Source organism: Falsiroseomonas sp. RANM36 (assembly GCF_056682175.1).
In genome coordinates, this window is the sequence record NZ_JBWXTD010000003.1 from 1,129,351 (window position 1) to 1,135,240 (window position 5,890).

The following is a 5,890-nucleotide window of genomic DNA, read 5'->3' on the forward strand; positions in this document are numbered from 1 at the left end:
GCGTGGGGGGGGGCGGGGGGCGCCGGGGCGGGGGGGGCGGGGGGGGGTGGTGGTGGTGCCGGCGGCGCCGCCCCCCCCCCCCCCCCCCGCCGGATCGCGGCGCGCAGACAGGCGGATCAGCCCATGGATGACGGCGAAGATGTTCTTGATCCGGTGGCTCAGCTCACGCCCGAGGATCTCGTTCTGCGCCGCCACGCGCTTGGCATGGTCGATGTCGGTGCAGGTGCCGATCCAGCGCAGGATGCGCCCGGCGGCATCGCGCACCGGCAGGGCGCGGCCGAGCGTCCAGCGGTACTCGCCGCTGTGATGGCGCAGCCGGTATTCGATCTCATAGGGCTCGCCGGTCTCGAGGCTGTGGCGCCACCGCGCCCAGGCACGCTCCTGGTCGTCGGGGTGGAACATGCCGTTCCAGGCCTCGCCGTCGGTGCTGCCCCGCGGCACGCCGGTGAAGGCATACCATTGGGCATTGTAGTAGTCGTGGTACCCGTCCGGCAGGGTGGACCACACCATCTGCGGCATCGCTTCGGTGAGGACGCGGTAGCGCGCCTCGGTGTCGCGGAGCGCCGCTTCCGTGCGGAGTTGCTGCGAGACCTCGGTGTTTTTCCCGAACCAGCGCAGGACTCGGCCCGATGCGTCGCGCAATGGCACGACGCGCGTCAGGAAGGGCCGGAAGAGACCGTCGGATCCGCGCAGCGGGAACACCATCTCGAATGGCTCGCCGGTGGCGATCGCCTTCCTCCAGCGATCCAGGACGCGGGGCAGTGCCTCGGGGTCATGGACGCTCTGCCAGCCCCAGCCTTCCATCGCGTCGGGGGTAGTGCCGCAGTATTCGTGCCAGCGCCTGTTATACCAGACGATGTAGCCGTCGCCGCGGGCGATCCAGCACAGCGCCGGAAAGTTGTCGGCCAGCAAGCGGAACTCCGCGTCGCTGGGCTCGCCGCTGCCGATCTCGGGCAGCGTGGCGTCGAGCGTCGTGGGGCGCCGCCAATAAGACTGCCCGGCATCGCCCGAGCGCGGCGTCGCGGCCTCCGTCGCTGTCGTCGTCGCGCCGGGCGAGGCGCCGTTTTGCTGATGGTCCATGCAGCCGACGTTAACGCTGGTCCGAGACATTGGTCGCCGGGCTCAACGCGCGGTTGCGCACGGCACACGGGAAGTTGAGGCGCGGCCGGCGTTGATCCGCCCGCGGCAGGCTCAGGCGCGGAATACGCTCGTCCCTTCCTTGATCGTCTCCGTCACCCGCAGCGCCGCCAGCGTCTCGGGGTCGACCGTCAGCGGGTTGTCGGACAGTACCGCGAAGTCGGCAAGCTTGCCGACCTCGATCGAACCCTTCGACGCCTCCTCGAAGTGCTGGTAGGCGGGCCAGATCGTCATCGCCTTCAGCGCCACCTCGACCGGCACGCGCTGCTGCGGGCCGATGATGTCCCCCGTGCGCGAACGCCGCGTCACCGTGGCGGACAGCACGCGCATCGAATCGGGCTTGGCCACCGGCGCGTCGTGGTGCGAGGTGAAGATCATGCCGCGCCTGAGGCACCAGCCGGTCGGCGAGATGTTCTCGGCGCGCTCCGGCCCGAGCACGGAATCGCGGTGCCAGTCGCCCCAGTAGAAGGTGTGCATCGGGAACAGCGAGGGGATGATGTTGAGCGCCTTCAGCGCATCCACTTGGTCCTCGCGCGTCACCTGGCCGTGGATCAGCGTCATGCGGCGCTCGGCGGGGCCGTGCTTCTGCGTCGCCGCGCGGGCCGCGGCGATCATCAGGTCGATCGCCGCGTCGCCATTGGCGTGCACCAGCAGGTGCCAGCCCTCGGCGAAGGCGCGGTCCACCTCGCGGAACACCGCCTCCGGCGCGATGGTCGGCGCGCCGCAATAATCCGGCCGCTGGCCCGGCGGCGGCACGTGATAGGGGCGCGACAGCCAGGCGGTCTTGCCCTGCGGCGATCCGTCGATGGTGAGCTTGGCGCCGCCGATGCGGAAGCGGTTGCGGTAGGTTCGCGCCAGCAGCGGCGCGCGGATCTGGTCGCGCGTGGCGACGATGTCCGGATAGGCGATGTAGTCGATCGGCAGCAGGCCGCGCTCGGCCGCCGCGACGATGTTCTCGATCGCGCCGGGCATGGCGCGACCCTCCTGGCAGGTCGTGTAGCCGAAGGAGGCGTAGAATTCCGCGCCCGCCTTGACGATGGCGAGCCAGGCGTCGCGGTCGAAGCGCGCCAGCAGCGGCGCGAAGAGCTGCGCCATGGCGAGTTCCTGGGCGATGCCGTTCGGCTCGCGCGATCCTTCCTTCCGCAGGAACCATCCGCCTTCGGGATCGTCTGTCTCCGCCGTGATGCGCGCGACCTCGAGCGCCTTGGAATTGCCGACGCCGATATGGCCGGAGGTGTGCATGATCAGCACCGGCACCTCGGTCGAGACCTGGTCGAGGTCGTCCCGCGTCGGCACCCGTTGTTCCTTCAGCCGGCTCTCGTCGTAGCCGAAGCCGAAGATCAGGCCGTAGCGGCGCACCGCCTGCGGGTTCGCCTCGGCCCATTCGCGCAGCAGCCGGATCAGGGCGGGGATGTCGTCGCCCTCCCCGTCCGGGGCAGGCAGCAGGTTCGCGGTCAGCGCCTGCAGGCCGCAGATCATCGCGTGGCCATGCGCGTCGAAGAAGCCCGGCAGCATGGTCCGCCCGCCGAGATCCACCATGCGTGTCCCCGCCCCGCGCGTTGCTTCCACCTGAGCGCGCGTGCCCACGGCGAGGATGCGCCCGCCGCGGATCGCGACCGCCTCGGCCGTCGGCATCGCGTCGTTCATCGTCAGGATCGGGCCGCCGAGATAGATCGCCTCCGCCGCGCCGCCCGCCGCTGCGCCCGGCGCCGTTCCCGGAGTCTGGGCCGCGGCGCAGCGGAACAGGCTGCCGAACCCCGCCGCGCCGACGCCCGCGGCCAGCCGCGCCGTTCCGCCGAGCACCGCGCGCCGCGCGGCGAGGGAGTGCGCCAAGGAAGCGCCGAAGGGGGAGCAGGCGATGCACATGCGATGGTCTCCGTGGTGTGCTGGCGCGGCTCAACCGAGCTGGCGCTCGATCAGGGCGGCGAAGACGTCGCGACCGCCGCAGCCACAGCCCAGCGCAGCCGAATCGCCCGCATGGTTGCAGAAGCCGTGCGGGCCGCAGGCGGGTTCGATGCGAAGCGCGGGATCGGAGGCGGCGAAGCGGCCCGAAGGCGCGATCCCGCCGCCGAGCCGCGTGCGCGGCGGCGTCTCCGCCCGCCGGGCCGCGCTCGGCGCGGGCTGCACGCGCCCCTCCAGCACCGTGCCCCAGACCGGTATGTCCTTCAGTGCCGCCGGCGCGACCGCGTAGGGGTCCTGGTCCAGCACGACGAAATTGGCGAACTTGCCCGGGGTGATGGAGCCGACCTCGTCCTCCAGCCTGATGGAAAAGGCCGCCTCGATCGTCATGGCGCGCAGCGCGAGGTCGAGGGAGACGCGCTGGTCCTCCCCCATCACCGGCCCTTCGGCCGTCACGCGGTTCACCGCCGCCCAGATCAGCTGCAGCGGCTTGGCCGGGGCCATCGGCATGTCGGAATGGAAGGAGATGGACATGCCGGCATTCTCGGCCTCCTTCAGCGGTACCATGCGCCGCGCGCGCTCCGGCCCGATGCCGATCTGCGCATAGCGCCCGGCCAGCGCCGTGACGTAGTACGGGTTCGCGCTGACGATGCAGCCGAGCCGGCCGGCCTTGACGATCTGCTCGGGCGCGGCGAAGCCGAAATGCACGATGGTGGTGCGGTGGTCGAAGCGCGGCCGGCGGCGTTGCGCGCGCTCGAGGTTGGCGAGAAGCACCTCCATCCCGCCATCGCCGTTGTTGTGGATATGGATGTGGTAGTCGGCGTCCCAGAAGGTCTGGAAGGCGACGCTGAAGACGTCGGGATCCATGATCCAGGCGCCATGGTGGCCGTCGGTGTAGCCGTCCTTCATCTGCATCAGCTGGCTGTAGATCGCGCCGTCGGTCAGGAACTTGATCTGCTTCGGCAGCCAGCGCGCGCGCCCCGATCCCCAGGCGAGCGGCTTCTGCGCCTCGGCGATCTGCGCCGCGCCGTCGGTCGGGAACATCGCCGCGAAGGATTTCCCGTCGGGGATGAAGTAGTGGTTGAAGGGCACGGAATCGGCCGCATAGACGGCGTTGATCGCGTCCTGCAGCGGCTTCGAGTAGAAGCCGCCGGGCTCGGCCGCCGTGGTGATGCCGTTGCGGTGGTAGTAGCCGATCGTGAATTCCAGCCCCTCGCGCAGGCGCTCCGGCGTCGCCATGGCGGGGGCGACCTTCTCCAGCACCTTCAGCGTGCCCTGCTCGAAGAAGTGGCCCTTGGCGGCATCGGCCTGCGCCGCCTGGCTCGGCGTGAAGCTGGCCAGGAAGGCCTCGTCCACGCCCATCCGTCGCATCAGCGCGCTGTTGAGATAGACCTCGTGCTGGCTGCGGTGCCAGACGATCACCGGCGTCTCGCCCGCCTGCTGGTCCAGCCACTCGCGCGACATCGCGCCGTGGAAGTAGTGATGGTAGCCCCAGGTCAGGAACACCGCCTGCGGGTCGCGCGCCTTGTGGGCGGCGAGCGCCTCGGCGAAGCGGCGGCGATAGCCCGCCTCGTCGCGCACGGCCGGGCGGAAGCCCGCCGTGGTGTCCCAGTCCTCGATGGCAATCACCTCGGTGATGACCATCAGCCCGGCGAGGACCGGATGGACATGCTGCTCGACGAAGCCGGGCAGGATCACCTTGTCGGCAAAGCTCCGGTCCACGCGAAAGGGCTGGTCGCCGGCCAGCGCCTGCAGCTCGGCGAGCGTGCCGACCGCGGCGATGCGGTCGCCGACGACGGCCACCGCCTCGGCGCGCGGGCGGCGCGGATCCATCGTGTGGACGGCGCGGGCGACGTAGATCGTCGCCTCGCGCTGCGGCGCGATGCGACCGATGACGTCCTGCAGGCCAAGCGCCTGCGCGGCCACCTGGCGGCCAAGCAGCGGTGCGGCGAGCGCGCCCGCGGCAAAACGTCGTCGTGTGGTCATGCAGGTTCCTCCCTCGCGGCACGAGGGTTCCATGATCGCGCTTTCGTCATTGTCGCGTTCGCGACATTCTGCGACCCGAAGAGGGTTAAAATTCTGAGGGGCAACCGGCATGGATCGCGCGGCGGCGGAACGGATCGCGATGCAGGGCGGCTGGCTGGCGCATCAGCCGGCGGCCTTCCGCGCCGCGCTGCTCGCCGCGGCGCGGCTCGAAGCCTTCGAGGTCGGGTCCTACACCTTCCATGCGGGGGATGCGCCGGGCGGGATCTATGGCCTGGTTGCCGGCGGCTTTGCCGTGCATGTGGCGACCCGCGCGGCCGGCCCGGACCTCGCCACCATCCTGCGCCCGCCGGTCTGGTTCGGCCAGGGGCCGCTGATGACGCGGCGCCCGCGGGTGCTGAGCTTCCGCGCGACCGAGCCAAGCTTCGCCTTCCACGTGCCGCTGGCCGCGCTGGAGGCCGTCTCGCGCGCCCTGCCGGAGGCGGCGCGCGCGCTGGGCGCCATGAGCGTCTTCGGCATGGATGTCGCGATCCACACCGTCTCGGACCTGCTGATCCGCGAGCCGGACCGGCGGATCGCGGCGACGCTGCTGCGCGTGACCGCTGCGCCGGACGGGCTGCGGGCCGATGACCCGGCGGGATTCCGGCTGACCCAGGCGGAGCTCGGCGAGATGGCGAATGCCTCGCGTCACCTGGTCAATCGCACGCTCGGCGCCTTCGCGGCGCGGGGCTGGGTGGAGGTCGGATACGGGCGCATCGCGGTGCGCGATGCGGCGGCCCTGGCCCGCTTCGTCGGCTAGACCAGCGCCGCGAAGGCGCCGAGCGTGCGATTGACCAGGTGACGCGAGGCATTCGCCATCTCGCCGAGCTCC

Annotated in this window: 4 protein-coding genes; 1 reads left to right on the plus strand and 3 read right to left on the minus strand. The window is 71.2% G+C overall.

Annotated elements, in window-relative coordinates; translation table 11 throughout:
* From AC1MIR_RS10295 to AC1MIR_RS10305, 3 genes are all read right to left on the minus strand, one after another.
* Window positions 1–1,080, minus strand: a 1,080-nt coding sequence (locus tag AC1MIR_RS10295; RefSeq protein ID WP_480028074.1) for a PAS domain-containing protein, incomplete at its 3' end; no start/stop codon positions are given.
* A 111-nt stretch (window positions 1,081–1,191) separates the two neighbouring features.
* Window positions 1,192–3,003, minus strand: a complete 1,812-nt coding sequence (locus tag AC1MIR_RS10300) for an amidohydrolase (RefSeq protein ID WP_480028075.1) — start codon at window positions 3,001–3,003, stop codon at window positions 1,192–1,194.
* Window positions 3,004–3,033: 30 nt separating this feature from the next.
* Window positions 3,034–5,022, minus strand: coding sequence for an amidohydrolase (locus tag AC1MIR_RS10305; protein ID WP_480028076.1), 1,989 nt, complete (start codon window positions 5,020–5,022; stop codon window positions 3,034–3,036).
* Between the two features lie 109 nt (window positions 5,023–5,131).
* On the opposite strand from AC1MIR_RS10305, the gene AC1MIR_RS10310 reads away from it, so the two are divergent.
* Window positions 5,132–5,818 carry a Crp/Fnr family transcriptional regulator gene (locus tag AC1MIR_RS10310; protein WP_480028077.1) on the plus strand — a complete coding sequence of 229 codons (687 nt, stop codon included), beginning with the start codon at window positions 5,132–5,134 and terminating at the stop codon, window positions 5,816–5,818.
* Window positions 5,819–5,890: the final 72 nt, after the last annotated feature.

What these genes read in the sequence shown, in the direction of transcription:
- AC1MIR_RS10300 (WP_480028075.1), bottom strand. Translation starts at nt 3,003, where the DNA reads ATGTGCATCGCCTGCTCCCCCTTCGGCGCTTCCTTGGCGCACTCCCTC.
- AC1MIR_RS10305 (WP_480028076.1), bottom strand. Translation starts at nt 5,022, where the DNA reads ATGACCACACGACGACGTTTTGCCGCGGGCGCGCTCGCCGCACCGCTG.
- AC1MIR_RS10310 (WP_480028077.1), top strand. Translation starts at nt 5,132, where the DNA reads ATGGATCGCGCGGCGGCGGAACGGATCGCGATGCAGGGCGGCTGGCTG.